Here is a 26,161-nt window from a genome sequence, read left to right as displayed (position 1 = left end):
CTTTCATTCCTGCGGCCGCGCCGCCTTTTCCTCGATGCCGGACACGCCTTCGCGCCGCGCCAGCTCGTCGATCACCTGCTGCGGGGTCAGATCGAAACGCGCCAGCAGCACCATCGAATGGAACCACAGGTCGGCGGTCTCGTACAGCAGCTTCGACGGATCGGCGCCGGCGCGCACGTCCTTGGCCGCCATCACGGTCTCGACCGCTTCCTCGCCGATCTTTTTCAGGATCGCATCGTCGCCCTTGGCGAACAGGCGCGCCACGTACGATGTTTCCGGGTCGCCGCCGTGTTCCGGCTTGCGCGATTCGATGACCGCCGCCAGGCGTTCGAGGGAGTTGCTCATGGTAGATGACGCTTTCGGTTACGGGTCAGGCCGGCTTGGCGCGGCCCTTCTTGGGATTGGTATAGATGGTGTCCGGGTCTTGCAGCACCGGCTCGACGCTGTTCCAGTCGCCGTTGTCGAACTTCTGGAAGAAGCACGAGTGGCGCCCGGTATGGCAGGCGATGCCGCCGGCCTGCTCGACCTTCAGCAAGACCACATCCTCGTCGCAGTCGAGGCGGATTTCCAGCACGGTCTGCACGTGGCCGGACTCTTCTCCCTTGTGCCACAGCTTCTTGCGCGAGCGGCTCCAGTACACGGCCTGGCCCAGCTCCACGGTCTTGGCCAGCGCTTCACGGTTCATCCAGGCAAACATCAGGATGTCGCCGCTGGCGGCTTCCTGGGCGATCACCGGCACCAGGCCGTTCTCGTCCCATTTGACTTTCTTGAGCCAGGGCTGGGCGGGAATCGAGGGGGTCGTCGTCGGGGTAGCCATGTGTCAGTCCAGGCGCATCGGGATGCCGCGGTCGAGCATGAAGCGCTTGGCTTCGCCGACCGTGTGCTGCCCGTAGTGGAAAATGCTGGCGGCCAGCACCGCGTCGGCGTGGCCTTGCAGGATGCCGTCGGCCAGGTCGTTCAAGCCGCCGACCCCGCCGGAGGCGATCACCGGGATGCCGACCGCGTCGGAGACGGCGCGCGTCAGGCCCAGGTCGAAGCCGGACTTGGTGCCGTCGCGGTCCATGCTGGTCAACAGCAGCTCGCCGGCGCCCAGGCTTTCCATGCGGCGCGCCCACTCCACGGCGTCGAGGCCGGTCGGGTTGCGCCCGCCATGGGTGAACACTTCCCACTTGCCGGGCGCGACCTGCTTGGCGTCGATCGCCACCACGATGCATTGCGAGCCGTGCTTGTGCGAGGCGTCGCGCACCAGCTGCGGATTGGTCACCGCCGAGGTGTTCATGCTGACTTTATCCGCGCCGGCGTTCAGCAGGCGCCGTACGTCCTCGACCTTGCGCACGCCGCCGCCCACGGTTAGGGGAATGAACACGGTCGAGGCGACCGCCTCGATGATCGGCAGGATCAGGTCGCGCCCGTCGGACGACGCCGTGATGTCGAGGAAGGTGATCTCGTCGGCACCCTGGCCGTCGTAGCGGCGGGCGATCTCGACCGGGTCGCCGGCGTCGCGCAGCTCGGTGAAATTGACGCCCTTGACCACGCGGCCGCCGGTGACGTCGAGACAGGGGATGATGCGTTTTGCGAGCATAGAATCTCAGTGTTGGCTTCAAAACCGTCGTCCCCGCGAAGGCGGGGACCCATGCTGAGTTCGCAGTATCGTCAGCTCAAGCCATGTTGCAGGCTATGTATGGGTCCCCGCCTGCGCGGGGACGACGGCGGGTGCGCGGCCGTTCAGCGCCACGCACCGCGCTGTTGTCGTTCAGGCCTGCGCACCCTCGGTCAACTGATCGGCGCGTTCCTGCGCGCTGGCCAGGTCGAGCGTGCCTTCGTAAATCGAGCGGCCGCAGATCACGCCTTCGATGCCTTCGTCCTGCACCGCGCACAGCGCTTCCACGTCGCGCACGTCGTGCAGGCCGCCGGAGGCGATGATCGGGATGCGCACCGCCTGCGCCAGGCGCACGGTGGCCTCGATGTTCACGCCGGCCATCATGCCGTCGCGGCCGATGTCGGTGTAGACGATCGATTCCACGCCATAGCCCTCGAACTTCTTGGCCAGGTCGATCACTTCGTGGCCGGACATCTTGCTCCAGCCGTCGGTGGCGACCTTGCCGTCCTTGGCGTCCAGGCCGACGATGATCGAGCCGGGGAAGGCGCCGCAGGCGTCGTGCAGGAAGCCCGGGTTCTTGACGGCGGCGGTGCCGACGATGATGTACGAGATGCCGTCGTCCAGGTAGCGCTCGATGGTGTCGAGGTCGCGGATGCCGCCGCCGAGCTGCACCGGGATCTCGTCCAGGCCGTTGTCGTCGGCATAGTCCTGCACCACTTGCAGGATCGACTTGATGGCGTCCTCGTTCTTCGGCTTGCCGGCGAAGGCGCCGTTCAGGTCGACCAGGTGCAAGCGGCGCGCGCCCTTCTTGAGCCAGTGCAGCGCCATCTCGGCGGGATCTTCGGAGAACACGGTGGCAAGGTCCATATCGCCCTGTTTCAGGCGAACGCAGTGACCGTCTTTCAGGTCGATGGCGGGGATCAGCAGCATGGTCGTAGTCGGTAAGGGGTCAGTGAAGTAAAGCGAACGCGCTTCGGAGGTCGATGCGCGCTCAGGGATTCCAGTGGACGAAATTGCGGTACAGGCGCAGCCCGGCGGCGGCGCTCTTTTCGGGGTGGAACTGGGTGGCGACGATGTTGTCACGCGCCACGGCGCAGCAGTACGGGGCGCCGTAGTCGGCTTCGCCGATGGTGTCCGACGCCAGTTCCGGCGCCGCGTAATAGCTGTGCACGAAGTAGAACCAGGCGCCGTCCTCGACGCCGTCCCATAGCGGGTGCGCGCGCACCTGGCGCACGCGGTTCCAGCCCATCTGCGGCACCTTGAAGCGCGAGCCGTCGGCCTGCAGCTTGCCGTCGAGCCGGAAGCGCACCACCTTGCCCGGCAACAGGCCCAGGCCGGGCGTGCCCTCGTTTTCCTCGCTGGCGTCGAACAGCATCTGTTCGCCCACGCACACGCCCATCACCGGCCGCGTGCGCGCCGCGCGCAGCAGCGCTTCCTCGGCGCCGGATTCGCGCAGGCTGGTCATGCAGTCGCGCATGGCGCCCTGCCCCGGCAGCACGATGCGGTCGGCGCTGTCGATGTCGGCCGCCGCATTGGAAATCACGATCTCGGCTTCGGGCGCGGCGGTACGCAGCGCCTGCGCCACCGAGCGCAGGTTGCCCAGGCCGTCGACCACTACGATCTTGTTGGTCATGTCGATGCGTGCCTTACAGGCTGCCCTTGGTCGATGGAATGGTGCCGAGCGAGCGCTCGTCCAGCTCGCTCGCCATGCGCAACGCACGGCCGAAGGCCTTGAACACGGTCTCGCACTGGTGGTGCGCGTTCACGCCGCGCAGGTTGTCGATGTGCAGGGTCACGCCGGCGTGGTTGACGAAGCCGCGGAAGAACTCGATGGTCAAGTCGACGTCGAACGTCCCGATGGTGGCGCGCGTAAACGGCACATGCATTTCCAGGCCGGGACGGCCGGAAAAGTCGATCACCACGCGCGACAGCGCTTCGTCCAGCGGCACGTAGGCATGGCCGTAGCGGCGGATGCCCTTGCGGTCGCCGATGGCCTTGGCCACCGCCATGCCGAGCGTGATGCCGGTGTCCTCGACCGTGTGGTGGGCGTCGATGTGCAGGTCGCCGACCGCCTCGATTTCCAGGTCGATCAGGCCGTGGCGCGCGATCTGGTCGAGCATGTGGTCGAGGAAGGGCACGCCGGTATTCAGTTTCTGGCGGCCGGTGCCGTCGAGGTTGAGCGCGACGCGGATCTGCGTCTCGCTGGTGTTGCGCGTGATGTCTGCGGTACGGGTCATTACGGGGTGCTCGTGATTGCGGGCGTTCTGGGGGCGGCGGCTTGCTGGATCATGCGTCGAGCGAAGCCTTCAGGGCGTTCAGGAAGACGGCATTCTCTTCCGGGGTGCTGACCGTCACACGGATGCAATTGGCCAGCAATTCATGCATTTTACTCAAATTCTTGATCAAGACCTTTTCGGCGAACAGTGTAGCGCAGGTGCGCTCGGCATCGGGCACGCGGACGGTAATGAAATTCGCGCTGGAGGGGAACACCTCGATGCCGGGCAGCGCGCGCAGCGCCGCGTCCAGCTCGGCGCGCGCCGCGTTCAGGCTGGCGGCCTGCGCGTTCAAGACATCCACGTGGTCGAGCGCGAACTCAGCCGCCACCTGGGTCAGCACGTTGATGTTGTAGGGCGGGCGCACCTTGTCGAACTGTTCCAGGAGCAGCGGCGCCGCGGCCAGGTAGCCCAGGCGGATGCCGGCCAGGCCGAGCTTCGAGAGCGTGCGCATCACCACCATGTTCGGGTACTGCGGCAGGCGCTCCATGAAACTGGTGCGGGCGAACGGCTGGTACGCTTCGTCGACCACGGCGATGCCGTGTTCCCCGAGCGCCTCGATCACCGCGACCATGTCGTCCGCGTCGAACAAATTGCCGGTCGGGTTGTTCGGATAGGCCAGGAACACAACGGAGGGCTTGTGCTCGGCGATCGCGGCCAGCATGGCGGCGCGGTCCAGGGAAAAATCGGCTTTCAGGGGTACGCCGACGAAGTCCATGCCGGCGAACTGCGCCGAGCGCTGGAACATCACGAAGGCGGGCACCGGGGCCAGCACCACCGAGCGTTTGTCTTGCCGGGCGGCCGCGGTGCAGACGATCGAGATGATCTCGTCCGAGCCGTTGCCGAGGATGACGTCGTAGCCGGCCGGCACGCCCAGCTTGGCGCGCAGCTTCTGCTTCAGGGTGGCGTAGGACGCCACCGGATAGCGGTTCAGCACCGCCTCGGCCAGGCGCTGCGCCAGTTCGCGCCGCAGCGGATCCGGCAATTCATACGGGTTTTCCATCGCGTCCAGCTTCATGTAGCCGCTGGCATCCGGCACTTTATAGATATGGCCGGCGCGCACGTCCTCGCGGATCGTGTTGGCGATCAGGTTATCGATATCGATCGTGCTGTTCATGCTTCGCTGGCTCCTTCGGCGGTGGGGGTCGTGTCGGTTGCGGTTGCGGTTGCGGTTGCGGTCGTGGCGGTGGCGCGCACGGCAGCGCGGCGCTTCTTGGGTGCCGCCTGGATCGGCGCGGCCAGGCGCGCCCGGGCGATCTCGCAATAGGCGGCGTTCAATTCGAACCCGGTGAAATGGCGGCCGCTGCGGCGCGCGGCCACGGCGGTGGTGCCGCTGCCCATGAACGGGTCCAGCACCACGCCGCCCGCCGGGCACGAAGCCTTGATCATGCGCTCGATGATCTCGAGCGGCTTCTGGGTCGGGTGATCGACCCGCTCGGCGTGCTCGCGGTGCAGGCGCGACACGCTCCACAAGTCCTTCGGGTTGTAGCCGACCTCGAGCCACTTGGCGCCGATGAAGATCGAGCGCGAGCGCGCTTTTTTTGTCGCGGCGTCGTACGGGATGCGCACCGCGTCCAGGTCGAAATAGTAATCCTTGCGCTTCACGAAAAAGCCGATGGTGTCGTGCACCGAGCTGAAACTGCGGGTACTGCCGCCCATCGAGGGCACGCGGCGGTCCCAGATGATCTCGTTCATCATCGTCATGCGGCGCTTGAGCAGCACGAAGATCTCGGGCGCGAAGCGCCAGGTCAGGAACAGGTACAGGCTGCCGTTGGCCTTCAGCTTCGGCAGCGCGGCGTCGATCCAGGCTTCGGTCCAGGCCAGGTAGGCTTCCACGCTCTGCTGGTCGGAGTCGTTGCCGTAGTCCTTGCCGAGGTTGTACGGCGGGTCGGTCAGGATCAGGTCGATGGACCCGTCGGGAATGCGCGCCAGGCCGGCCAGCGCATCCTCGCAAAACACCTGGTCGACCCAGTCCGTCATGACGGCGTGCTGTCGTCGTTGCCGACGCCGGCCTGCAGCCGCAGTTCGGCGCTGCGCGCGTGCGCCTGCAGCCCCTCGCCGTAGGCCAGTTCGGCCGCCACCTTGCCCAGCGTCTGCGCCCCGGCTTCGGACACGAACAGCACGGACGAACGCTTCTGGAAATCGTACACGCCCAGCGGCGACGAGAAGCGCGCCGTGCGCGAGGTCGGCAGCACGTGGTTGGGGCCGCAGCAGTAATCGCCCAGCGACTCCGACGAGAAGCGGCCCAGGAACATCGCGCCGGCATGGCGGATTTGATCGGCCCACTGCTGCGGTTCGGCGGCCGAGATTTCCAGGTGCTCGGCGGCGATGTGGTTGGCGATGGCGCAAGCCTCGTCCATGTCGCGCACCTTGACCAATGCGCCGCGGTCGCTCATCGAGGTGGCGATGGTGGCGCGGCGCGGCATGGTCGGCAGCAATTTGTGGATGCTGGCTTCGACGCGCGCGATGTACTCTGCGTCCGGGCACAGCAGGATGGCTTGCGCCAGCTCGTCGTGCTCGGCCTGCGAGAACAGGTCCATGGCGACCCAGTCCGGATCGGTGCTGCCATCGCACAGCACCAGGATCTCGGAGGGGCCGGCGATCATGTCGATGCCGACCGTGCCGAACACACGGCGCTTGGCGGCCGCGACGTACGCATTGCCCGGTCCGACGATTTTATCCACCGCGCCGATGGTCTCGGTGCCGTAGGCCAGCGCCCCCACCGCCTGGGCGCCGCCGATGGTGATCACGCGCGTGACGCCGGCGATCGCCGCGGCGGCCAGCACCATGCGGTTCTTGACCCCATCCGGGGTCGGCACCACCATCACGATTTCCTTCACGCCCGCGACCTGCGCCGGAATCGCGTTCATCAGCACCGACGATGGATACGCCGCCTTGCCGCCCGGGACGTAGATGCCGACCCGGTCCAGCGGGGTCACGCGCTGGCCCAGCACGGTGCCGTCGGCTTCGGTGTACGTAAAGCCGTTCAGCTCCTGCTTCTGGCGTTCGTGGAACACGCGGATGCGCTCAGCGGCGACCTGCAGCGCCGCGCGCTGGGCATCCGGCAACGCCGCCAGCGCCTGCTGCAATTCGTCCTGGCCGATATCGAACGCCGCCATGCTGGCTGCGCCGCCCGGAATGCGGTCGAACTTGTTGGTATATTCGAGCACGGCGGCGTCGCCGCGCCGTTTGACGTCGGCCAGGATGGTCGCCACGGCGGATTCGATGGCGTCGTCGGTCTCGGCTTCGAAGGCGAGCAGCGTGCTCAGTTGCTGCTGGAAACCGGCGCCGCTGGAGTCCAGCTTGCGGACCTGGATACGTGCGCTGTCTTGGTCGGTATTCTGTTGCATGTTGACGTTACCCTTGCAGCTTGGAGGCGCGTTCGAACGCCTCGATGATCGGTTGCAGGCGCTCGCGCTTGAGTTTCAAGGCAGCCTGGTTGACCACCAGGCGCGAGGAGATCTCCATGATCTTTTCGACTTCGACCAGGTTGTTGGCGCGCAGCGTGCCGCCGGTCGAGACCACGTCGACGATGGCGTCCGACAGGCCGACCAGTGGCGCCAGTTCCATCGAGCCGTACAGTTTGATCAGGTCGACGTGCACGCCCTTCTTGGCGAAGTGCTCGCGGGCGGTGTGGACGAACTTGGTCGCCACGCGCAGGCGCGCGCCCTGGCGCACCGCGTTCTCGTAGTCGAAGCCGGCATTCACCGCCACCGACATGCGGCAGCAGGCGATGCGCAAATCGACCGGCTGGTACAGCCCTTCGCCGCCATGCTCGAGCAGCACGTCCTTGCCGGCCACGCCGAAGTCGGCGGCGCCGTGCTGCACGTAGGTCGGCACGTCGCTGGCGCGCACGATCAGCACGCGCACCGCGGGATCGTTGGTCGCGAGGATCAGCTTGCGCGAGGTTTCCGGATTTTCCAGCACCTCGATGCCGGCGGCGGACAGCAGCGGCAGCGTGTCTTCGAAGATGCGGCCCTTCGAGAGGGCGAGGATCAGCTGCGGGCTGGCCGTGTTGGTGTCGTTCATGTCACTGCTTTAATGTTAACTTCGCGTCGTCCCCGCGAAGGCGGGGACCCATGCCGAACCTCCGGACAAGGTGCGCGCGATATTGGCGAATCACTTGTCGGAGCCTGGGTATGGGTTCCCGCCTCCGCGGGAACGACGGTGTTCGCGTTATCGCTCTTCTCTCTTACTTGATCCGGACGATCTCCGCCCCCACCGCCGACAGCTTGTCTTCCATGCGGTCGTACCCGCGGTCCAGGTGGTAGATGCGGTCGACCACGGTCACGCCCTCGGCCGCCAGACCGGCGATCACCAGCGAGGCCGAGGCGCGCAAATCGGTCGCCATCACCGGCGCGCCGACCAGGCGCCCGACGCCCTTGATGAAGGCGTTATTGCCCTCGGTGGAAATCTGCGCGCCCAGGCGGTTCATTTCCTGCACGTGCATGAATCGGTTCTCGAAGATGGTCTCGGTCACGTGGCTGGCGCCGGCGGCGATGGTGTTCACCGCCATGAACTGCGCCTGCATGTCGGTCGGGAAGCCTGGGTATTCCGTGGTGCGGAACGACACCGGCTGGGCGCGTCCGTCCATGCGCGCGCGGATGCTGTCGCCTTCCACCGTCATCTGCAGGCCCATCTCGCGCAGTTTATCCAGCGCGGCGTCGAAGATGTCGGTGCGGGTGCGGGTGATGCGGATGTCGCCGCCGGCTGCCGCCACCGCGCACAGGAAGGTCACCGCTTCGATGCGGTCCGAGATCACCGCATGCTCGGTGCCGTGCAGCGCCTCGACGCCCTGGATCACCAGGCGGTCGCTGCCGATGCCGTCGATCTTCGCGCCCATCGCCACCAGCATGTTGGCCAGGTCGGTCACTTCCGGTTCGCGCGCCGCGTTTTCCAGCACGGTCTCGCCCTCGGCCAGCGTGGCCGCCATCAACAGGTTCTCGGTGCCGGTGACGGTGATCATGTCGGTGTGGATGCGCGCGCCCTGCAGTTTCGCGCACTTGGCGTGGATGTAGCCGCCCTCGATCGTGATCTCGGCGCCCATCGCGCGCAGTCCCTTGATGTGCTGGTCGACCGGACGCGAGCCGATGGCGCAGCCGCCCGGCAGCGACACCCTGGCTTCGCCGAAGCGCGCCAGCAGGGGCCCCAGCACCAGGATCGAGGCGCGCATGGTCTTCACCAGTTCGTACGGCGCCACCAGCGAGGTGATGGCGGCGCCGTTCAGCGTGACGCGTTCGTCGTCGCGGGTCACCTTCAGGCCGGTCTGTTCGAGCAGGCGCAGCATGGTGCGCACGTCGTGCAGGCGCGGCACGTTGCTGAGCACGAGGTCGCCCGCGGTCAGCAGGCCGGCGCACAGGATCGGCAACGCCGCGTTCTTGGCGCCCGAAATCGGGATGTCGCCGTTCAGGCGCTTGCCGCCGGTGATCTGGAGCTTGTCCATGCTTGGTCCTCGATGCTTATTGTTGGCTCATTGTTGATACTCTTCCGGCGTCAGCGTCTTCATCGACAGCGCGTGGATTTCCTCGCGCATGCGGTCGCCCAGCGCCGCGTACACGACCTGGTGGCGCTGGATGCGGCTCTTGCCGGCAAAGGCCGGCGAGACGATCACGGCGCTGAAGTGCTGGCCGTCGCCTTCGACTTCCAGGTGGGTGCAGTCCATGCCGGCCTGGAGGTAGCCGTGGATGAGTTCGGGAGTGGTGGCCACGATGGTTCCTTGATCTTTACTATGTACTTGTCGACTGCGCTTCAGTGACGCAGCTTGTAGCCGCGGCGCAGCATGTTGATGGCGATGGCGGCCAGCGCAACGAAGAACACGCCGACGATGACCAGGCTGGTCCAGGGCGACACGTCCGACTTGCCGAAGAAGCCATAGCGGAATCCGTCAATCATATAAAAGAACGGATTGAAATGCGAGACTGCCAGCCAGAACGGCGGCAATTTCTTAATGGAATAAAACACGCCGGCCAAGAATGTTGCAGGCATGATCAGGAAATTCTGGAATGCGGCCAACTGGTCGAACTTTTCCGCCCACACGCCGGCGATCACGCCCATGGTGCCGAGGATGGCCGCGCCCAGGAACGCGAACACGACGATCCACAGCGGGAAGGTGAACGACAGGTGCGCGAACCAGGCGGTGATCACGAACACCCCCAGGCCGACCGCCAGGCCGCGCACCACCGAGGCGGTGACGTAGGCCGACAGGATTTCCCAGTGCGACAGCGGCGGCAGCAGGATGAACACCAGGTTGCCGGTGATTTTCGACTGGATCAGCGACGACGAGGAATTGGCAAAGGCATTCTGCAGCACGCTCATCATCACCAGGCCGGGGATCAGGAAGGCGGTATAGCTGACGCCGTCCAGCATTTGCACTTTGCCTTCGAGCACGTGGCCGAAGATCAGCAGGTACAGCATCGAAGTCACGATCGGCGCGGCGACGGTCTGGGTGGCGACCTTCCAGAAACGCAGGATTTCTTTATAGAACAGGGTGCGGAAACCCACCGAAAAGACATTCATCGCTGTGCTCCCGGGTTAGCTGCGCCGCTGTCCATGATTTGCAGGAAGATGTCTTCCAGGTCGGCCTGCTGCAATTGCATCTCGTCGATCTGGGCGCCGGATTCGCGCAATTTCGCCAGGATGCCTTCCACTTCGCTATAGTCATTCACGCGCAGCGTGTACTTGTTTCCGCCGCCATTGCTGGCGCCTTCGTCGTGCTGGTCGTGCGCGACCAGGTGGCGCAAGCCTTCCGGCAGCGTGCCGTGCTTCAGGTGCACCACCAGCGACGAGCCGGACACCCGGCGCAGCAGCTGCGACATGGTGTCCAGCGCAACCACGTTGCCGGTTTTCAGCATCGCCACGCGCTGGCACATGGCTTGCGCCTCTTCCAGGTAGTGGGTGGTCAGCACGACGGTGTGGCCTTCGCGGTTCAGGCGCGAGATGAATTTCCACAGGGTCTGGCGCAGTTCGACGTCGACGCCGGCGGTCGGTTCGTCCAGCACGATCACCGGCGGTTTATGTACCAGCGCCTGGGCCACCAGCACGCGGCGCTTCATGCCGCCCGACAGCGCGCGCATGTTGACGTCGGCCTTGGGCGTCAGGTCGAGATTTTCCATGATCTCGTCGATCCACTTGTCGTTGCTCTTCAGGCCGAAATAGCCCGATTGCAGGCGCAGCGTCTCGCGCACCGTGAAGAAGGGATCGAACACCAGTTCCTGCGGCACCACGCCCAGGTTCATGCGCGCGCGGCGCTGGTCGGTGACGACGTCGTGCCCGTGGATGCGAACGCTGCCGACGTCGGGCCGGATCAAACCGGCGATGGTGGAAATCAGGGTGGTCTTGCCGGCGCCGTTCGGACCGAGCAGTCCAAAGAATTCGCCTTGTTCGATGGTCAGGGAAACGCCCTTCAGCGCCTTGAAACCCTTGTAGCTCTTTTCGACGCTGTCAATCTGGATGGCTGTCATTCGTGGGCATACCCGGGCAATGCGGGCACCGTGCGGGGAAACCAGCCATTATAGAAGAAATACGGATAGGTGTCGGAGGCTGCCCCATTCGCCGTCAATATCAGCGTTAGGGTGGACGGCTTTGCCGTCCACGCGTTCATGCACGCGCGATCAACTCGTCGACGCCATACAGCTTGGCCAGCGCATCGATATTCGCCGGCACGTTGGCGAACGCCAGTGCGCGCCCCTGCGCATGGGCGCGGCGCTGCCACGCCAGCATCAGCGCCAGCGCCGACGAATCGGCGGCTTTCACGCCGCCGAGGTCGAACACGGTTTCGCCGGCGCCGATCGCGGTGCAGCCCTGCTCCAGCGCCGCCTTCGCGTTCTGGAACGTCAGGGCATCGAGCGAGAGCATGGGATTCGCTTGCGCCATGCTTACTTCGAGGTTTTCAACGGCTTGCTGGCCAGCTGCTGGTTGCGGTTCTGCAGCGTGTTGATCAGGCCGTCGATGCCGCCCTTGCTGATTTCCGACTTGAAGGTGCTTTTATAGGTCTCGACCAGCCACGCGCCCAGCACGTTCAGGTCATAGATCTTCCAGCCTTGCGGGCCCTTGCTCAGGCGGTAGTTCAGCGTGATCGGCTCGCCGCGGGCGGTATTCACCTGCGAGTTGACGGTCACGTCGGTATCGCCCGCATCGGCGCGGAACGGCTTGAACTCGATGGTCTCGTTCTTGATCTGCGACAGCGCGCCCGAGTAGGTGTACACCAGCAGCGTGCGGAACTCTTCCGACAGGCGCTTTTGCTGCGCCGGCGTGGCCTGGCGCCAGGCCGGGCCGGCCGCCAGTGCGGTCATCTTGTCGGAATCGACATAGGGCAAGATCTTGCTGTTGACCAGGTCCATGATCTTGCGGGTGTTGCCGGACTGGATGTCCTTGTCGGCCTTGACGGTATCGAGCACGTCGGTGCTGAGGCGCTTGACCAGCACGTCCGGTGCTTCGCTGGACACCGGAGCGGCCATGACGCTGGTGGAAATGGCGACGGCGGCGGCGGTCACGATCAATTGTGCGATTGGCTTCATATGCTTCCTTTGTCTGGTTGGAATGGTGCCGGGCGGTGCTGGCCGTCTCGGAACGGATGCACAGCCTGGTTTCCTGCCTTGTTTACTCTATTAACTACTTGCGGGCCGGTTCGGATGACACCGGCGCCGGCGAATTCTTCGGCGGCGTACCCAGGTCCGGATTGCCGGTCGGCGCCGGCACGGTCGGCTCGGCGGCCGCCGGCGCGCCATTTTCCGCGCCCGGCGTCTCGGCCTTCTTGACGCCCAGCTTTTCCTGCACCTGGTCGAACCGTTCCTGCACCTTTTCCTGCACCTTGTCCAGGCGCTCCTGAACCTTCTCGGCGCGCACCTGCGCCTTGTCGGTATCCAGCACGCGGCTCTGGCGGCGCTGCAGGTAGCCGTCGCGGATGAACTCGTAGCGGTCCAGCGCGGCGTCTTCCAGCAGGTTCGACGCGTCCAGCACGGTGGCGCGCTGGTCGACCGCGCGCAGCACGATGCCGCTGTTGCGCCACGGGATGTCGTTCACGTGCGTCCACGGGTCGCCCCAGAAGTCGCCGGGCAGCGCCGCGGTGTCACGCACCGTAGATGGGCCCAGGATCGGCAACATCAAGTACGGTCCAGGCGGCACGCCCCAATAACCCAGGGTCTGGCCCAGGTCTTCGTTGTGCTTGCGCAGGCCGGCCGGGCTGGCAATGTCGAGCACGCCGCCCAGGCCCAGCGTCGAGTTCACCGCGAAACGGGTGAAATCGTTCATGCCGTCGCGGCCCTTGAACTGGGCCAGGTTATTGACGGAACTCCACAGGTCCGACAAGTTACCGAAGAAATTGTTCACGCCCGTCTGCACGAAGCCCGGCGTCACCTTCTTGTAGGCGGTGGCGGCCGGCTTGAGCGCGGTGCGGTCGACCGTGTCGTTGAAACTGAACATGGCCCGGTTGAATTTCTCGAACGGGTCTTGCGGATTGGCCGGGGTGGCGCAGCCACCCAGCAACAGGGAAGCCCCGATCAGGCTTGCCAGCCCGACTGCGCGGACCCCGCCAGATGCGTTACGGTCTTTCATTTATCTCCGTCCTTTCCTTCAGCTGCCTTGCTATAAATAAATTGGTTAATCAAGTCTTCGAGCACGGTCGCCGATTGCGTGCGGTTGATGCGGTCGCCGTCGGCCAGGTTATTGGTGTCGCCGCCCGCCTCGATGCCGACGTACTGCTCGCCCAGCAAGCCGGAGGTCAGGATTTTCAGCGAACTATCTTTTGGAAACTTGTACGCCGGATTGATGTCGAGGCGCACGTTTGCCTGATAGCTCTTGTCATCGAAATTGATCGCGCCCACGCGGCCCACGACGACACCCGCGCTCTTGACCGGCGCCTGCGGCTTGAGTCCGCCGATATTGTCGAACTTGCCGGTGATGGCGTAGGTCTTGCTGAACGAAATCGAGCTCATGTTACCGGCTTTGAGTGCCAGGAATAGGAGCGCTACCACACCCAGCAGTACAAAAAGTCCGACCCAGACGTCAATAGTTTTGCGATGCATACGATTTTCCTAATATATAAAAGCGCACATCCGGCCGTGAAGCACGAATACGGCCCGGCTTCCGGTTATTTATTGAACATCAGGGCGGTCATGATGAAGTCCAGCCCGAGCACCATCAGCGACGCGATCACCACGGTACGCGTGGTCGCGCGCGACACGCCTTCCGGCGTCGGCTGCGCCTCGTAGCCCTGGAACAAGGCGGTGAAGGTGACCGCGACGCCGAACACGAAGCTTTTCAGGACGCCGTTCATGACGTCGCGGCGCACGTCGATGTTGCTTTGCATTTGCGACCAGAAGGCGCCCGGATCGACGCCGATCAATTCCACGCCGACCAGGTAGCCGCCGATCACGCCGATCGCGGAAAACACGGTGGCCAGCACCGGCATGGCGATCAGGCCGGCCCAGAAGCGCGGCGCCAGCACGCGCTGGATCGGGTTCACGGCCATCATTTCCATCGCCGTCAATTGCTCGCCGGCCTTCATGAGGCCGATCTCCGCGGTCAGCGAGGTGCCGGCGCGGCCGGCGAACAGCAGCGCCGTCACCACCGGCCCCAGCTCGCGCAGCAGCGACAAGGCCACCAGCTGGCCCAGCTTTTCCTCGGCGCCGAACTGGCTCAGCGTGTAGTAGCCCTGCAGGCCCAGCACCATGCCGACGAACAGGCCGGACACGGTGATGATCAACAGCGAATAATTGCCGATGAAGTGGATCTGCTCGGAAATCAGGGCCGGGCGGCGCAATGCGCCGGGCGCCTTGCCCAGCAGGCCGAAGAAGGACCGGGTGACGGCGCCGACGCGCGCGAACATGTCCAGCACGAACCCGCCGATGGCGCCCAGCAGGCGGCCGATCATCGTTGCGCTCCCAGGCCGAGGTCGTCGGCCAGCGATTTGCCCGGATAGTGGAACGGCACCGGACCGTCCGGCTCGGCATTCACGAACTGTTTCACGTACGGATCGGTCGAGCGGCGCAGCTCGTCCGGCGTGCCGAAGGCGACGATTTTTCCTGCGGACATAAAATAGACGTAGTCGGCGATGGCGAAGGTTTCCTGCACGTCGTGCGAGACCAGGATCGACGTCGACCCGAGCGTGTCGTTCAGGTTGCGGATCAGATTGGCGGTCACGCCCATCGAGATCGGGTCGAGTCCGGCGAACGGCTCGTCGTACATGATCAACTGCGGATCCAGCGCCACCGCACGCGCCAGCGCCACCCGGCGCGCCATGCCGCCCGAGATCTCGTTCGGTTTCAAATGCTGGGCATTGCGCAGGCCGACCGCGTTCAGGCGCATCAGCACCAGGTCGCGCAGCACTTCTTCCGGCAAGTCGGTGTGCTCGCGCAGCGGGAAGGCCACGTTCTCGAACACGGTGAGGTCGGTGAACAGCGCGCCGAACTGGAACAGCATGCCCATCTTGCGGCGCAGGCGGTACAGGTTTTCGGTATCCAGCTGGTGCACGATCTCGCCGTTGACCGACACCGTGCCGCGCTGCGGACGGATCTGGCCGCCGATCAGGCGCAACACCGTGGTCTTGCCGCAACCCGATCCACCCATCACGGCGATCAGCTTACCGCGAGGAAAATCCATGCGCAGGTTCGACAGGATGGGGCGATCTCCATACGAAAAATGCAGATCGCGGATTTCGACAAGGTTGGACACGGTGGATAGCGGAATTTGGGAATCTCGTATTGTAGTGCAGAAACGGCAATCTCTGCTCGACAGGGCCCGATTAGGGACGGTATGTACGACGTGATAATACAACACTACTGAACAAAGAGTCAGATATCTTGAATCCTAAGTGCTTGTTTTTATTAACTTATGCATATCACAGATTGTTGCAAATGCTTTAAATAGTTTAACGATCTGTCATGTTTGCGGCAGTTTCCCAGGGGTTTCGGGAGGCCCATGCGGGTGTGGCGCGAACGATGCGTCAAGGCGCAGCAAAATGCTCTCCGCGCATTTTGCGGTAAACCGCTCGCGTGCAGCGGACGGCTGGCATGCGATACCCATCCTGCGCCGCAAACACAAGAAAAAGGCCCGGAAAAACCGGGCCTTCAAAGTCGGCGAAGATGCGATCGGTCAGCGCGGCAGTTCGGACGAACCCATCAGGAACTCATCGACCGCGCGCGCGCACTGGCGCCCTTCGCGGATCGCCCATACCACCAGCGACTGGCCGCGGCGCATGTCGCCGGCCGTGAACACCTTCGGCACCGACGTCTGGTAGCAGGTCTCGCCGTCGACCGTGGCACGGGCATTGCCGCGCGCATCCTTTTGCACGCCGAAGGCATCCAGCACTTGCTGAACCGGGGAAACGAAACCCATGGCCAGCATCACCAGGTCGGCCTTCAGTTCGAACTCCGAATTCGGCACTTCGCTCATCTTGCCGTCCTTCCACTCGACACGGCAGGCGACCAGCTTTTCCAGCTTGCCGTTCTTGCCCTCGAAACGCTTGGTGGCCACCGCCCAGTCGCGCTCGCAGCCCTCCTCGTGCGAGGACGAGGTGCGCAGCTTGGTCGGCCAGTAGGGCCAGACCAGCGGCTTGTTTTCCTGCTCGGGCGGTTGCGGCATCAGTTCGAACTGGGTGATCGAGGCAGCGCCGTGGCGGTTCGAGGTGCCGACGCAGTCGGAACCGGTGTCGCCGCCGCCGATCACGATCACGTGCTTCCCGGTCGCCTTGATCTGGTCTTTTACTTTATCGCCGGCATTCACGCGGTTCTGCTGGGGCAGGAATTCCATCGCGAAGTGCACGCCCTTCAGTTCGCGGCCGGGCACCGGCAGGTCGCGCGGCTGCTCGGCGCCACCGGCCATGACCACCGCATCGAAGTCCTTGGCCAGGTCTTCCGGGAAAATGGTCTCGCGCGCCATGTTGCTGACCGCGGTCGGGAAATCCTTGCCGATCAGGGTGCTGGTGCGGAAGGTCACGCCCTCCGCCTTCATCTGTTCGACCCTGCGGTCGATCAAGTCCTTTTCCATTTTAAAATCGGGGATGCCGTAGCGCAGCAGGCCGCCGATGCGGTCGCTCTTCTCGAACACCGTGACGTCGTGGCCGGCGCGCGCCAGTTGCTGGGCGGCGGCCAGGCCGGCAGGCCCGGAACCGATGATCGCGACTTTCTTGCCGGTTTTATGCGCCGCCGGCTGCGGCACGATCCAGCCATGTTCCCAGCCGGCATCGGCGATCTTGCGCTCGATCGACTTGATGCCGACCGGGTCGTCGTTGATGCCGAGGGTGCAGGCGGATTCGCACGGCGCCGGGCAGATGCGGCCCGTGAATTCCGGGAAATTATTGGTCGAGTGCAGGTTCTCGACCGCATTGCGGTAATTGCCGTGATAGACCAGGTCGTTCCAGTCGGGGATCTGGTTGTTGACCGGGCAGCCGGTGTTGCAGAATGGGATGCCGCAATCCATGCAGCGTGCGCCCTGCACCTTGGCCTGGTCGTCGCTCAAGGTGAGCGTGAATTCCTTGTAGTTCTTGAGGCGGGCAGCGGGTTCCAGGTGGCCTTCTTCCTGTCGCTGAAATTCCATGAAGCCGGTGATCTTACCCATGTTCGGTCCTTGTCTTGTCGGGGGCGCGGGGCCTGGTCGTGTCGTGTTTTGTGCGGTGTTTGGGGTGCGGAGGGTGCGGCTTCAGTTCACCTTGTATGGGTCCCCGCCAAGGCGGCCGGCCAGGTCGGGGACGACGCTCGAAGGCTGATGACTACGTTTTATTCACGTTGCCTATCACCGTCGCCCCCCGCGTAGGCGGGGGCCCATACTGAGCATGCAGTCAGACAGCCCGTCCCGGCAGCGCTTACGCCACCAACTCAATCTTGTCGTTGGCCTCTTCCATGCTGGCAAAGTGCATCTCTTCCAGCGCGCGCTTGTAGTCGGTCGGGAACACCTTGACGAACTTGGTGCGGCTGGTGGCCCAATCGTCGAGCAGGTTGCGCGCGCGCGTCGAGCCCGTGTGCTTGAAATGGCGCTCGATCAGGCGTTTCAGGATGGCCTCGTCCGATTCGCGCGGACCGTTGCGGGTCTGGGCGTGCCAGCTGGACTGGTCGCTCTGTTCCTTGGTCGATTGCACTCGCTCCAGGTTCACCATGCTGGTGTTGCAGCGCCCTTCGAACTCGCCCTTCGGGTCGTACACATAGGCCACGCCGCCCGACATGCCCGCCGCGAAGTTGCGGCCGGTGTCGCCCAGCACCACCACGGTGCCGCCGGTCATGTATTCGCAACCGTGGTCGCCCACGCCCTCGACCACCGCGGTGGAACCCGAGTTGCGCACGGCGAAACGCTCGCCGGCCACGCCATTGAGGAAGGCTTCGCCGGCGATGGCGCCGTACAGCACGGTATTGCCGACGATGATGTTGTCCACCGCCCAGCCGCGGAATTCGGTGTTCGGGCGCACGATGATGCGTCCGCCCGACAAGCCTTTACCCACGTAGTCGTTGCCTTCTCCCACCAGGTCGAGCGTGATGCCGGCCGCCAGGAAGGCGCCGGCCGACTGGCCCGCGGTGCCCTGCAGCTGGATGTGGATGGTATCGTCCGGCAAGCCGGCATGGCCGTAGCGCTTGGCGACTTCGCCCGACAGCATGGTGCCGACGGTACGGTTGACGTTGCGTACCGGCGAGATGAACGACACCCGCTCTCCCTTTTCCAGCGCCTGCTTGGCCTGCGCGATCAGCTTGTGGTCCAGCGCGCGCTCCAGGCCGTGGTCCTGGGTATCGCTGTGCAGCAGCGCGCGCGGGCTGTCGACCTTCGGCTGGTAGAAAATGTTGCTGAAGTCCAGGCCTTGCGCCTTCCAGTGGCCGACAGCGCGGCTGCGGTCGAGCAGGTCGGCGCGGCCGATCAGTTCGTCGTAGCTGCGGATGCCCAGCTGCGCCATGATCTGGCGCGCTTCCTCGGCCACGAAGAAGAAGTAATTCACCACGTGTTCCGGCTTGCCCGAGAACTTGGCGCGCAGCACCGGGTCTTGCGTGGCGACGCCGACCGGGCAAGTGTTCAGGTGGCACTTACGCATCATGATGCAGCCCTCGACCACCAGCGGCGCCGTCGCGAAACCGATCTCGTCGGCGCCCAGCAGCGCGGCGATGACGACGTCGCGGCCGGTACGCATCTGGCCGTCGGCCTGCACGCGGATGCGGCTGCGCAAGCCGTTCAGCACCAGCGTCTGCTGCGTCTCGGCCAGGCCCAGCTCCCACGGCGTGCCCGCGTGTTTGACTGACGACAGCGGCGACGCGCCGGTGCCGCCGTCATGGCCGGCCACCACCACGTGGTCGGCCTTGGCTTTGCTCACGCCCGCGGCGACCGTGCCGATGCCGACTTCCGACACCAGCTTTACCGAGATCGAGGCGTTCGGGTTGGCATTCTTGAGATCGTGGATCAGTTGCGCCAGGTCTTCGATCGAATAGATGTCGTGGTGCGGCGGCGGCGAGATCAGGCCGACGCCCGGCACCGAGACGCGCAGCGAGGCGATGTATTCCGACACCTTGTGGCCCGGCAACTGGCCGCCTTCTCCCGGCTTGGCACCCTGCGCCATCTTGATCTGGATCTGGTCGGCCGATGCCAGGTACTCGGCGCTGACGCCGAAGCGGCCCGACGCCACCTGCTTGATCTTCGAGCGCAGCGAATCGCCTTCCTGCAACGGGATGTCGGCCACCACGCGGTCGGCACCCAGGATCGAGGCGAGGCTTTCTCCCTTGGCGATCTTGATGCCCTTGAATTCGCCCATGTAGCGGCGCGGATCCTCGCCGCCCTCTCCGGTGTTGCTCTTGCCGCCGATGCGGTTCATGGCCACTGCCAGCGTGGCGTGCGCCTCGGTCGAGATCGACCCCAGCGACATGGCGCCGGTGGCGAAGCGCTTGACGATTTCCTTGGCGGGTTCGACCTCGTCCAGCGGGATCGCACGGCTCGGATCGATCTTGAATTCCATCAGGCCGCGCAGCGTCAGGTGGCGGCGGCTCTGGTCGTTGATGATCTGGGCGTACTCTTTATAGGTACTGAAGTTGTTGGCGCGGGTCGAGTGCTGCAATTTCGCGATCGCGTCCGGCGTCCACAAATGGTCTTCGCCGCGCACGCGGAACGCATATTCGCCGCCCACGTCCAGCGCCTGCGCCAGCACCGGATCGTTGCCGAAGGCCAGCGCATGCAGGCGCAGCGCCTCTTCCGCCACCTCGAACAGGCCGATGCCTTCCACCGTCGACGAGGTGCCCTTGAAGTACTTGTTCACCAGCGATTTATTCAGGCCGACGGCTTCGAAGATCTGGGCGCCGCAATACGACATGTAGGTCGAGATGCCCATCTTCGACATCACCTTCATGAGGCCCTTGCCGACCGCTTTGGTGTAGTTGAGCATCACCTTCTCGGGGGCGATCTCGTGCGGCAAGCCGTGCGCCAGGTCGGCCAGCGTTTCCAGCGCCAGGTACGGGTGCACCGCTTCCGCGCCGTAGCCGCCCAGCAAGGCGAAGTGGTGGGTTTCGCGCGCGGAACCGGTCTCGACTACCAGGCCGGTGGAGGCGCGCAGGCCGCGCTGCACCAGGTGCTGGTGGATGGCGGACGTCGCCAGCAGCGCCGGGATCGCCACCGTCTCGGCCGACAGCGCGCGGTCGGACACGATCAGGATGTTGTGGCCGGATTTGACGGCGTCCACCGCTTCCGCGCACAGCGAGGCCAGCGAGGCTTCGATGCCCTCTTTCCCCCACGCGACCGGATAGCAGATGTTCAATTCGTACGACTTGAACTTGCCGCCGGTGTGCAGGCTGATGTTGCGCAGGCGCGCCATGTCGTCGAAACCGATCACCGGCTGCGACACTTCCAGGCGCATCGGCGGGTTCACGTTGTTGGTGTCGAGCAGGTTCGGCTTGGGGCCGATGAAGGACACCAGCGACATCACCATCGCCTCGCGGATCGGGTCGATCGGCGGGTTGGTCACCTGGGCGAACAGCTGTTTGAAGTACGAATACAGCGGCTTAAGCTTGTTCGACATCACCGCCAGCGGCGAGTCGTTGCCCATCGAACCGGTCGCCTCTTCTCCCAGCACCGCCATCGGCGCCATCAGGAATTTCAAGTCTTCCTGGGTATAGCCGAACGCCTGCTGGCGGTCGAGCAGCGAGACGGCCGCCTTTTCGCCCTGCGCCGGCGTGTCCTTGGTGCGGCCTTGCGCCAGTTGCGATTCCGACAGCTTGATCTCGCCCAGCTTGATGCGCACCGACTTGATCCAGGCTTTATACGGCTTGGCGTTCGAATACGTGTCCTTGAGTTCCTTGTCGTCGATGATGCGGCCGGCTTCCAGGTCGATCAGGAACATTTTTCCGGGCTGCAACCGCCACTTCTTGACGATGCGCGATTCCGGGATCGGCAGCACGCCGGACTCGGACGCCATCACGACCAGGTCGTCGTCGGTGACCACGTAGCGCGCCGGGCGCAGGCCATTGCGGTCCAGGGTGCCGCCGATGTGGCGGCCGTCCGTGAACGCCATGGCGGCCGGGCCGTCCCACGGTTCCATCATCGCCGCATAGTATTCGTAGAAGGCGCGCCGGTTCTCATCCATCGACGCGTGGTTTTCCCAGGCTTCCGGGATCATCATCATCATCGCCTGCGCGATCGGGTAGCCGGCCATCACCAGCAGTTCCAGCGCGTTGTCGAAGCAGGCGGTGTCCGACTGGCCTTCATAGATCAGCGGGAACAGTTTATTCAGGTCGTCGCCCAGCACCGCCGACTTCATGACGCCTTCGCGCGCGCGGGTCCAATTAAAATTGCCCTTGACCGTGTTGATCTCGCCGTTGTGGGCGATCAGGCGGTACGGGTGGGCCAGCGGCCATTCGGGGAAGGTATTCGTTGAGAAACGCTGGTGCACCAGCGCCAGCGCCGACACGCAGCGCGGATCCTGCAAATCCTTGTAGTAGACGCCGACCTGGTCCGCCAGCAGCAAGCCCTTGTAGACGATGGTGCGCGCCGACATCGACGGCACGAAGAACTCCTTGCCGTGCATCAGTTTCAGCGCCTGGATCGCATGGCCGGACGACTTGCGGATCACGTACAGCTTGCGCTCGAGCGCATCGGTGACCATCACGTCCGGGCCGCGGCCGATGAAGATCTGGCGGATCACCGGTTCCTTGGCGCGCACGGTCGGCGACATCGGCATGGTGTCGTCCACCGGCACGTTGCGCCAGCCGAGTACCACCTGCCCCTCGGCGCGCACGGCGCGCTCGATTTCCTGTTCGCAGGCAATGCGCGACGCGTGTTCCTTCGGCAGGAACACCATGCCGACGCCGTACTCTCCCGGCGGCGGCAGTTCGACGCCCTGGCGGCCCATCTCGTCGCGGTAGTACTGGTCGGGGATCTGGATCAGGATGCCGGCGCCGTCGCCCATCAGCGCATCGGCGCCGACCGCACCGCGGTGGTCCAGGTTTTTCAGGATCATCAGGCCCTGCTCGATGATCGAATGGCTTTTATTGCCCTTGATATGGGCGATGAAACCGACGCCGCAGGCGTCGTGTTCATTGGCGGGATCGTACAGACCTTGGGCAATCATATGTGGCTCCGCAGCATTTTGATGATGTCGATTGCCGAGAATAGAGTACGTACCGGTAAACATCAACCACAACAATTAGGGTCGGAGTCGAATTAAATAAAACATCAAGCCTTGAATTTATATATGGGGACATAGTGAAACGGCTTAAAAAATCGCTAACGCGCGATTCAACGAGCCCGCCACAGGTCGATGCCGCGCCAGCGTTCGCGGTCTTGGTCCAGTGCCGTATCCACATGGTGTTGCTCGCTTGCGGCTTTGGCCTGTTCGAATACCGGTCCCCACATGGGATGGCCACGCTCGCTCGGGCGCAATACGAAACCGGCGTCGAGCGCCAGCGACGGGTCGAAGGCGTGGCGGCATGCCGCGTAGTCTTCCATGACGCAATAGCTGAATGCAGTGTATTTCAGCGCTTCGACCTGGATGGCATGCGGCGCGTCGCGCATCCCGGGGGCCGCCAGTGTAGCGATCGCTGCCTTGTAGTTACCGTTTTCATACAACCGGATACCGTCGAGCAGGATGGCCGCCGATTTGTGCACGTCATCCTGTGCATGCTGCATGCCTGCCGCGGCGCGCGGCGGATCGAGATCGGCACAGCCGGCCAGCATCAGCGGCAGCAGGACACAGCACAACCGCGAACGGCAACTGCGCATCCATGGCGAGGGGAACGACATCATGGGCGAGAAGCCGCGCCGGGCATTCATTGCGGCACGCCGTCGAAATCGACCGCGATGCGGCCATTGTCCCTGGCCGTGTCGATATCCAGCATGCGGTCGCGGGAACCGGGATTGGTCACCAGGATCGCATGTCGGCCCGGCGCCAGGTTCAATTGCTTGATGGGTGGGCTGACGCCGCGCCGTACGCCATCCACGTGCACCACGCCCCAGGGCCGGATCTGCAGATCGAACACGGCGCCGCTTGCCGCCGCGGATGAGCGTGCGGCGGCGGGCCGCACGGCGCGCGTTGCCCCTTCTCTCGCGGCGTCCGATGGCGTCGATGCCGGCCTCGATGCGCTTTCCTCCGGTGCTGCGGAGACTGGCGCCGGCGCCGGGGTGCCCGACGAAGCGGTCGGCGACGAGAATGCGGCCACCACTGGAGCGGCCAGGACGGCCGGGGGCGACGCGGCGGACGCCGCTGCCATTGCGGCCGTGGCGGCCGTGGCGGTCGTGGCGGTCGTGGCTGGAGCCGCCGTCGTTGCAACCGTGGCCGATGGCGTGGGCGCTGTCGCCGCCGCGGTCGCTGCCGGTGTGGAAGGGGCCGCGGCAGCGGTAGCGGCCCGGTGCCGGCTTTCAGGTGCCTGTGCGCGGTGCCCGTGTGCCGCCCTGCCGCTTGCGGCAAGGCCGGCACCATCCGTGTCTGCCTGCCGGCCACGCTTCCCGGCGCCTGTATTGCCGGCGTCCGTCCGCTCGATGCGGAGCGGCGCCGCCGCATCGGGCGCGGTGGATGGCGCCGGTTCGGACAATGCCGCGGCATGCGGCGCTTCGGTGCGCGGCGCTTCGTTGTGCGGCAGCGCTGCACGCATGGCGTCGGGACGTTGCGTCGATGCCGTCATCGGCTGGTCGAAGGTGGGAGAACGGCGCAGCACGGCGAACCAGGCCATCCCCACGAGCAACAGCATGGCCAGGCCGCCGATGCAAGCCTGCACCCGGCGCCGCTTGCGGGCCGGCAGCGGCGCCCGGAGCACGCGTGGCGCAAGCGCTTCGAGCGGATAGGCTTGCACGCCAGGGCCGGACGCCCCGGCCGCCGGCATGCGTGGACAGACGACGATACCGAGCAGGTCGCGCAGGTCGCCGATGCTGTGCGGCCGCCGGTCCGGGTCGGCTGCCAGGCTGCGGTCGATCGCCGTCATGATGGAATCGCTGTAGCCGGCCAGCCCGCGGCCGCGCAAGGGGCGGGCGGGCACCACTTCGCGCGTGATGGCGTAATGGACGAACCTGGCCAGCGCCGTCAGGTCGTCGGCGATGTCGGCTGCCGGATCGCCAGTGAAAGAGGACAGCAGCCTGGGGGTCCCACCCTCGTCGAAGGCGATGCTGTCCGGCGTGATGATCCGGTGCGGCAAGTGCAGCGCGTGCTGCCGCTCCAGCGCGTGCAGCAAATGGCGCAACAGCTTGCGGCACCATACCTCGCTGATTTGCTCGGGATAATGTTCGACGAACTCCCTGACCGTCAGCGCAGCGTCATTGGATTTCTTTATTTTAATTGTAGATGGGCTAATCATTTCGCCACGCAAAAGAATAAGCGGCTGACAAAATATCGCTGCAGTGACGCTAACACTGCATGCCGATCGACTCAAGCGTGCGCACGACGCGCGATGTCATGCCTCAAATCCGCATTAACAATCCTTTCTAATTCTTGGCTGAAATATTTCACCAATAATGACCCGCAGTTGGCATATTGCGACATTTTTTTCTGCTGGATTAAGGTTTGCCAGCCAAATTTACATCATTAATACCGCGCCGCCATTATCTCTACAGCCATTGCGAACCGTCAGATTTTAATTTCTCCATTCGTCCAAGCTCGGGCTAATACACATCGTATTCGCTTGTCCGGCATTCACCTTGTTTCAAAGAATTTACGCAAATTCTCCATGTCAGAAGATTTTTATTAAAGAAATTGATTCAGTCATTCGCTGTCATGCGTTTTCGAATAATGCTGCAGAGCTTTTGGAAGGATGCAAGCCCATGTGGAATCATGCGCGTTCGAGGTTGTTGTTCATCGGCGGGTTGTCGATCGTCCTTGCCCGCCCCCTGCAGGCGCAGACGGCGCAGGAAGACGCGGCGCCGGACGCCGGCCAGCGCCCGCCCAGGGTCGCGCCGCTGTTCGAGCAGCCCGGCGTGCTGACGCCGCGCGGCACCTATGTCGTCGAGCCTGCCGTGCAATTCGCCCATTCGTCGAGCGACCGGATCGCGTTCGCGGGGTATGCGATGATCCTGACGCTGTTCGATCCCCGCATCGACGTGCGCGAAGTGCGGCGCAACAGCACCGTGGCCAGCCTGACGGCGCGGCGCGGCATCACCAACCGTTTCGAACTGGAAGTGCGGGTTCCCTATGTGTATCGCAGCGACGATATCGTAAGCCGCGACATGGTTGCCGGCGCCGTAACGGATCGCGTCGTTCAAGACAGCGGCAAGGCCATCGGCGACGTCGAACTCGCGGCGCGCTACCAGTTAAATCAGGGCAGCCTGCATAGACCGTATTTTGTCGGCGGCGTGCGTTTCAAATCGCGTACCGGACGCGATCCTTTCGAAGCGGTCACCGATTGCCTGGTACGTTGCACAGAACAGAATGCCGCCGGCACCGGCCTGCCGTCGAATCTGGCGACCGGTTCCGGCTTTTATGCGCTCGAACCGAATATTGCGTGGTTCATGCCCGCCAATCCCGCCACGTTTTTCGGCACTGTAAGCTACATGCACAATTTCAAACGCAGTAATGTCAACCGTAAAGTATTGAATGGCGGCAGTGAGCCGCTCGGCACCATCACGCCGCCGGATTCGTTCGGCTTCAATGCCGGCATCGGATTTGCATTGAACGATAAAGTGGGACTCAGTGTCGGCTACGACCATATCTCGGTCGGCCGGGCAAAGCAGAACGGTCAGACGCTGCCGAACTCCCTGCGCCTGCAGCTCGGCACGATCATGGCGGGCTTTTCCTACCGCCTCGATCAGCGGCGCACGATCAACGTGTCGATCGGCGGCGGACTGACGCGCGACGCGCCCGACGTCGGCCTGATGGTGCGCGTGCCCTTGGCTTTCTGAGACGCGCTCGAAGCAG

25 protein-coding genes are annotated in these 26,161 nt (G+C 64.4%); 1 reads left to right on the top strand and 24 read right to left on the bottom strand.

The window, feature by feature from the left end; genetic code table 11:
* Positions 1–3: 3 nt before the first annotated feature.
* The 24 genes from HH212_RS08855 to HH212_RS08740 all read right to left on the bottom strand — a co-directional run bounded on the left by HH212_RS08855 (position 4) and on the right by HH212_RS08740 (position 24,494).
* Positions 4–345: a phosphoribosyl-ATP diphosphatase gene (locus HH212_RS08855; RefSeq protein WP_170202160.1), complete on the bottom strand. Its 342-nt coding sequence runs from the start codon at positions 343–345 to the stop codon at positions 4–6.
* Between the two features lie 25 nt (positions 346–370).
* A complete protein-coding gene (gene hisI, locus HH212_RS08850; protein ID WP_170202159.1) occupies positions 371–817 on the bottom strand; it encodes a phosphoribosyl-AMP cyclohydrolase in 447 nt (148 codons plus the stop codon).
* 3 nt (positions 818–820) lie between these two features.
* Complete coding sequence (gene hisF / locus HH212_RS08845) at positions 821–1,582, bottom strand: imidazole glycerol phosphate synthase subunit HisF (protein ID WP_170202158.1); 762 nt, start codon at positions 1,580–1,582, stop codon at positions 821–823.
* 171 nt (positions 1,583–1,753) lie between these two features.
* Positions 1,754–2,530: a 1-(5-phosphoribosyl)-5-[(5-phosphoribosylamino)methylideneamino]imidazole-4-carboxamide isomerase gene (gene hisA, locus HH212_RS08840; protein WP_170202157.1), complete on the bottom strand. Its 777-nt coding sequence runs from the start codon at positions 2,528–2,530 to the stop codon at positions 1,754–1,756.
* 61 nt (positions 2,531–2,591) lie between these two features.
* Positions 2,592–3,233, bottom strand: a complete 642-nt coding sequence (hisH, locus tag HH212_RS08835) for an imidazole glycerol phosphate synthase subunit HisH (RefSeq protein WP_170202156.1) — start codon at positions 3,231–3,233, stop codon at positions 2,592–2,594.
* Positions 3,234–3,246: 13 nt separating this feature from the next.
* Entirely contained in the window at positions 3,247–3,837 is a 591-nt protein-coding gene (gene hisB, locus HH212_RS08830) for an imidazoleglycerol-phosphate dehydratase HisB (protein WP_170202155.1), read from the bottom strand.
* Positions 3,838–3,886: 49 nt separating this feature from the next.
* Positions 3,887–4,990, bottom strand: coding sequence for a histidinol-phosphate transaminase (hisC, locus tag HH212_RS08825; protein WP_170202154.1), 1,104 nt, complete (start codon positions 4,988–4,990; stop codon positions 3,887–3,889).
* Positions 4,987–5,853: a DNA-methyltransferase gene (locus HH212_RS08820; RefSeq protein WP_170202153.1), complete on the bottom strand. Its 867-nt coding sequence runs from the start codon at positions 5,851–5,853 to the stop codon at positions 4,987–4,989. The genes hisC and HH212_RS08820 overlap by 4 nt, the downstream gene beginning before the upstream one ends.
* The gene (hisD, locus tag HH212_RS08815) at positions 5,850–7,223 is read right to left on the bottom strand and encodes a histidinol dehydrogenase (RefSeq protein ID WP_170202152.1); all 1,374 of its coding nucleotides are present in this window, start codon (positions 7,221–7,223) and stop codon (positions 5,850–5,852) included. Before hisD ends, HH212_RS08820 begins: the two co-directional genes overlap by 4 nt.
* Before the next feature lie 7 nt (positions 7,224–7,230).
* The gene (hisG, locus tag HH212_RS08810; RefSeq protein ID WP_170202151.1) at positions 7,231–7,902 is read right to left on the bottom strand and encodes an ATP phosphoribosyltransferase; all 672 of its coding nucleotides are present in this window, start codon (positions 7,900–7,902) and stop codon (positions 7,231–7,233) included.
* 163 nt (positions 7,903–8,065) lie between these two features.
* Positions 8,066–9,316, bottom strand: coding sequence for a UDP-N-acetylglucosamine 1-carboxyvinyltransferase (murA, locus tag HH212_RS08805; RefSeq protein ID WP_170202150.1), 1,251 nt, complete (start codon positions 9,314–9,316; stop codon positions 8,066–8,068).
* A 27-nt stretch (positions 9,317–9,343) separates the two neighbouring features.
* Entirely contained in the window at positions 9,344–9,580 is a 237-nt protein-coding gene (locus HH212_RS08800; RefSeq protein ID WP_170202149.1) for a BolA family protein, read from the bottom strand.
* 41 nt (positions 9,581–9,621) lie between these two features.
* Positions 9,622–10,389 (bottom strand): ABC transporter permease, encoded by a 768-nt coding sequence (locus HH212_RS08795; protein WP_170202148.1) that lies wholly within the window; start codon positions 10,387–10,389, stop codon positions 9,622–9,624.
* The gene (locus tag HH212_RS08790) at positions 10,386–11,333 is read right to left on the bottom strand and encodes an ABC transporter ATP-binding protein (RefSeq protein WP_170202147.1); all 948 of its coding nucleotides are present in this window, start codon (positions 11,331–11,333) and stop codon (positions 10,386–10,388) included. Before HH212_RS08790 ends, HH212_RS08795 begins: the two co-directional genes overlap by 4 nt.
* A 136-nt stretch (positions 11,334–11,469) precedes the next feature.
* A complete protein-coding gene (locus HH212_RS08785; protein WP_170202146.1) occupies positions 11,470–11,745 on the bottom strand; it encodes an STAS domain-containing protein in 276 nt (91 codons plus the stop codon).
* A gap of 2 nt (positions 11,746–11,747) precedes the next feature.
* Positions 11,748–12,389: an MlaC/ttg2D family ABC transporter substrate-binding protein gene (locus HH212_RS08780; protein ID WP_170202145.1), complete on the bottom strand. Its 642-nt coding sequence runs from the start codon at positions 12,387–12,389 to the stop codon at positions 11,748–11,750.
* A gap of 94 nt (positions 12,390–12,483) precedes the next feature.
* Positions 12,484–13,425, bottom strand: a complete 942-nt coding sequence (locus tag HH212_RS08775) for an MlaA family lipoprotein (RefSeq protein WP_170202144.1) — start codon at positions 13,423–13,425, stop codon at positions 12,484–12,486.
* Positions 13,422–13,895 carry an outer membrane lipid asymmetry maintenance protein MlaD gene (mlaD, locus tag HH212_RS08770; RefSeq protein WP_170202143.1) on the bottom strand — a complete coding sequence of 158 codons (474 nt, stop codon included), beginning with the start codon at positions 13,893–13,895 and terminating at the stop codon, positions 13,422–13,424. The genes HH212_RS08775 and mlaD overlap by 4 nt, the downstream gene beginning before the upstream one ends.
* A 65-nt stretch (positions 13,896–13,960) precedes the next feature.
* A complete protein-coding gene (mlaE, locus tag HH212_RS08765) occupies positions 13,961–14,743 on the bottom strand; it encodes a lipid asymmetry maintenance ABC transporter permease subunit MlaE (RefSeq protein WP_170202142.1) in 783 nt (260 codons plus the stop codon).
* The gene (locus HH212_RS08760) at positions 14,740–15,543 is read right to left on the bottom strand and encodes an ABC transporter ATP-binding protein (RefSeq protein ID WP_170202141.1); all 804 of its coding nucleotides are present in this window, start codon (positions 15,541–15,543) and stop codon (positions 14,740–14,742) included. The genes mlaE and HH212_RS08760 overlap by 4 nt, the downstream gene beginning before the upstream one ends.
* Before the next feature lie 420 nt (positions 15,544–15,963).
* Complete coding sequence (locus tag HH212_RS08755) at positions 15,964–17,427, bottom strand: glutamate synthase subunit beta (protein WP_170202140.1); 1,464 nt, start codon at positions 17,425–17,427, stop codon at positions 15,964–15,966.
* Positions 17,428–17,671: 244 nt separating this feature from the next.
* Positions 17,672–22,393 (bottom strand): glutamate synthase-related protein, encoded by a 4,722-nt coding sequence (locus HH212_RS08750; RefSeq protein WP_170202139.1) that lies wholly within the window; start codon positions 22,391–22,393, stop codon positions 17,672–17,674.
* 167 nt (positions 22,394–22,560) lie between these two features.
* A complete protein-coding gene (locus HH212_RS08745) occupies positions 22,561–23,094 on the bottom strand; it encodes a TssQ family T6SS-associated lipoprotein (protein WP_170202138.1) in 534 nt (177 codons plus the stop codon).
* Positions 23,091–24,494 carry a serine/threonine-protein kinase gene (locus HH212_RS08740; protein WP_170202137.1) on the bottom strand — a complete coding sequence of 468 codons (1,404 nt, stop codon included), beginning with the start codon at positions 24,492–24,494 and terminating at the stop codon, positions 23,091–23,093. The genes HH212_RS08745 and HH212_RS08740 overlap by 4 nt, the downstream gene beginning before the upstream one ends.
* 577 nt (positions 24,495–25,071) lie before the next feature.
* Here HH212_RS08740 and HH212_RS08735 point away from each other — a divergent pair.
* Positions 25,072–26,145: an acetate kinase gene (locus tag HH212_RS08735; protein ID WP_229217639.1), complete on the top strand. Its 1,074-nt coding sequence runs from the start codon at positions 25,072–25,074 to the stop codon at positions 26,143–26,145.
* Positions 26,146–26,161: the final 16 nt, after the last annotated feature.

The sequence above is a fragment of the Massilia forsythiae genome, assembly GCF_012849555.1.
In the GTDB taxonomy this organism is placed as follows: domain Bacteria; phylum Pseudomonadota; class Gammaproteobacteria; order Burkholderiales; family Burkholderiaceae_D; genus Telluria; species Telluria forsythiae.
The sequence above is the reverse complement of the archived record's forward strand: the minus strand, read 5'-3'. Positions and strand labels throughout refer to the sequence as shown.

Excerpts from the sequence above, each read along its gene's own strand:
- HH212_RS08855 (WP_170202160.1), bottom strand. The coding sequence starts at position 345 with ATGAGCAACTCCCTCGAACGCCTGGCGGCGGTCATCGAATCGCGCAAG.
- hisI (WP_170202159.1), bottom strand. The coding sequence starts at position 817 with ATGGCTACCCCGACGACGACCCCCTCGATTCCCGCCCAGCCCTGGCTC.
- hisF (WP_170202158.1), bottom strand. The coding sequence starts at position 1,582 with ATGCTCGCAAAACGCATCATCCCCTGTCTCGACGTCACCGGCGGCCGC.
- hisA (WP_170202157.1), bottom strand. The coding sequence starts at position 2,530 with ATGCTGCTGATCCCCGCCATCGACCTGAAAGACGGTCACTGCGTTCGC.
- hisH (WP_170202156.1), bottom strand. The coding sequence starts at position 3,233 with ATGACCAACAAGATCGTAGTGGTCGACGGCCTGGGCAACCTGCGCTCG.
- hisB (WP_170202155.1), bottom strand. The coding sequence starts at position 3,837 with ATGACCCGTACCGCAGACATCACGCGCAACACCAGCGAGACGCAGATC.
- hisC (WP_170202154.1), bottom strand. The coding sequence starts at position 4,990 with ATGAACAGCACGATCGATATCGATAACCTGATCGCCAACACGATCCGC.
- HH212_RS08820 (WP_170202153.1), bottom strand. The coding sequence starts at position 5,853 with ATGACGGACTGGGTCGACCAGGTGTTTTGCGAGGATGCGCTGGCCGGC.
- hisD (WP_170202152.1), bottom strand. The coding sequence starts at position 7,223 with ATGCAACAGAATACCGACCAAGACAGCGCACGTATCCAGGTCCGCAAG.
- hisG (WP_170202151.1), bottom strand. The coding sequence starts at position 7,902 with ATGAACGACACCAACACGGCCAGCCCGCAGCTGATCCTCGCCCTCTCG.
- murA (WP_170202150.1), bottom strand. The coding sequence starts at position 9,316 with ATGGACAAGCTCCAGATCACCGGCGGCAAGCGCCTGAACGGCGACATC.
- HH212_RS08795 (WP_170202148.1), bottom strand. The coding sequence starts at position 10,389 with ATGAATGTCTTTTCGGTGGGTTTCCGCACCCTGTTCTATAAAGAAATC.
- HH212_RS08790 (WP_170202147.1), bottom strand. The coding sequence starts at position 11,333 with ATGACAGCCATCCAGATTGACAGCGTCGAAAAGAGCTACAAGGGTTTC.
- HH212_RS08785 (WP_170202146.1), bottom strand. The coding sequence starts at position 11,745 with ATGGCGCAAGCGAATCCCATGCTCTCGCTCGATGCCCTGACGTTCCAG.
- HH212_RS08780 (WP_170202145.1), bottom strand. The coding sequence starts at position 12,389 with ATGAAGCCAATCGCACAATTGATCGTGACCGCCGCCGCCGTCGCCATT.
- HH212_RS08775 (WP_170202144.1), bottom strand. The coding sequence starts at position 13,425 with ATGAAAGACCGTAACGCATCTGGCGGGGTCCGCGCAGTCGGGCTGGCA.
- mlaD (WP_170202143.1), bottom strand. The coding sequence starts at position 13,895 with ATGCATCGCAAAACTATTGACGTCTGGGTCGGACTTTTTGTACTGCTG.
- mlaE (WP_170202142.1), bottom strand. The coding sequence starts at position 14,743 with ATGATCGGCCGCCTGCTGGGCGCCATCGGCGGGTTCGTGCTGGACATG.
- HH212_RS08755 (WP_170202140.1), bottom strand. The coding sequence starts at position 17,427 with ATGGGTAAGATCACCGGCTTCATGGAATTTCAGCGACAGGAAGAAGGC.
- HH212_RS08750 (WP_170202139.1), bottom strand. The coding sequence starts at position 22,393 with ATGATTGCCCAAGGTCTGTACGATCCCGCCAATGAACACGACGCCTGC.
- HH212_RS08745 (WP_170202138.1), bottom strand. The coding sequence starts at position 23,094 with ATGAATGCCCGGCGCGGCTTCTCGCCCATGATGTCGTTCCCCTCGCCA.
- HH212_RS08735 (WP_229217639.1), top strand. The coding sequence starts at position 25,072 with ATGTGGAATCATGCGCGTTCGAGGTTGTTGTTCATCGGCGGGTTGTCG.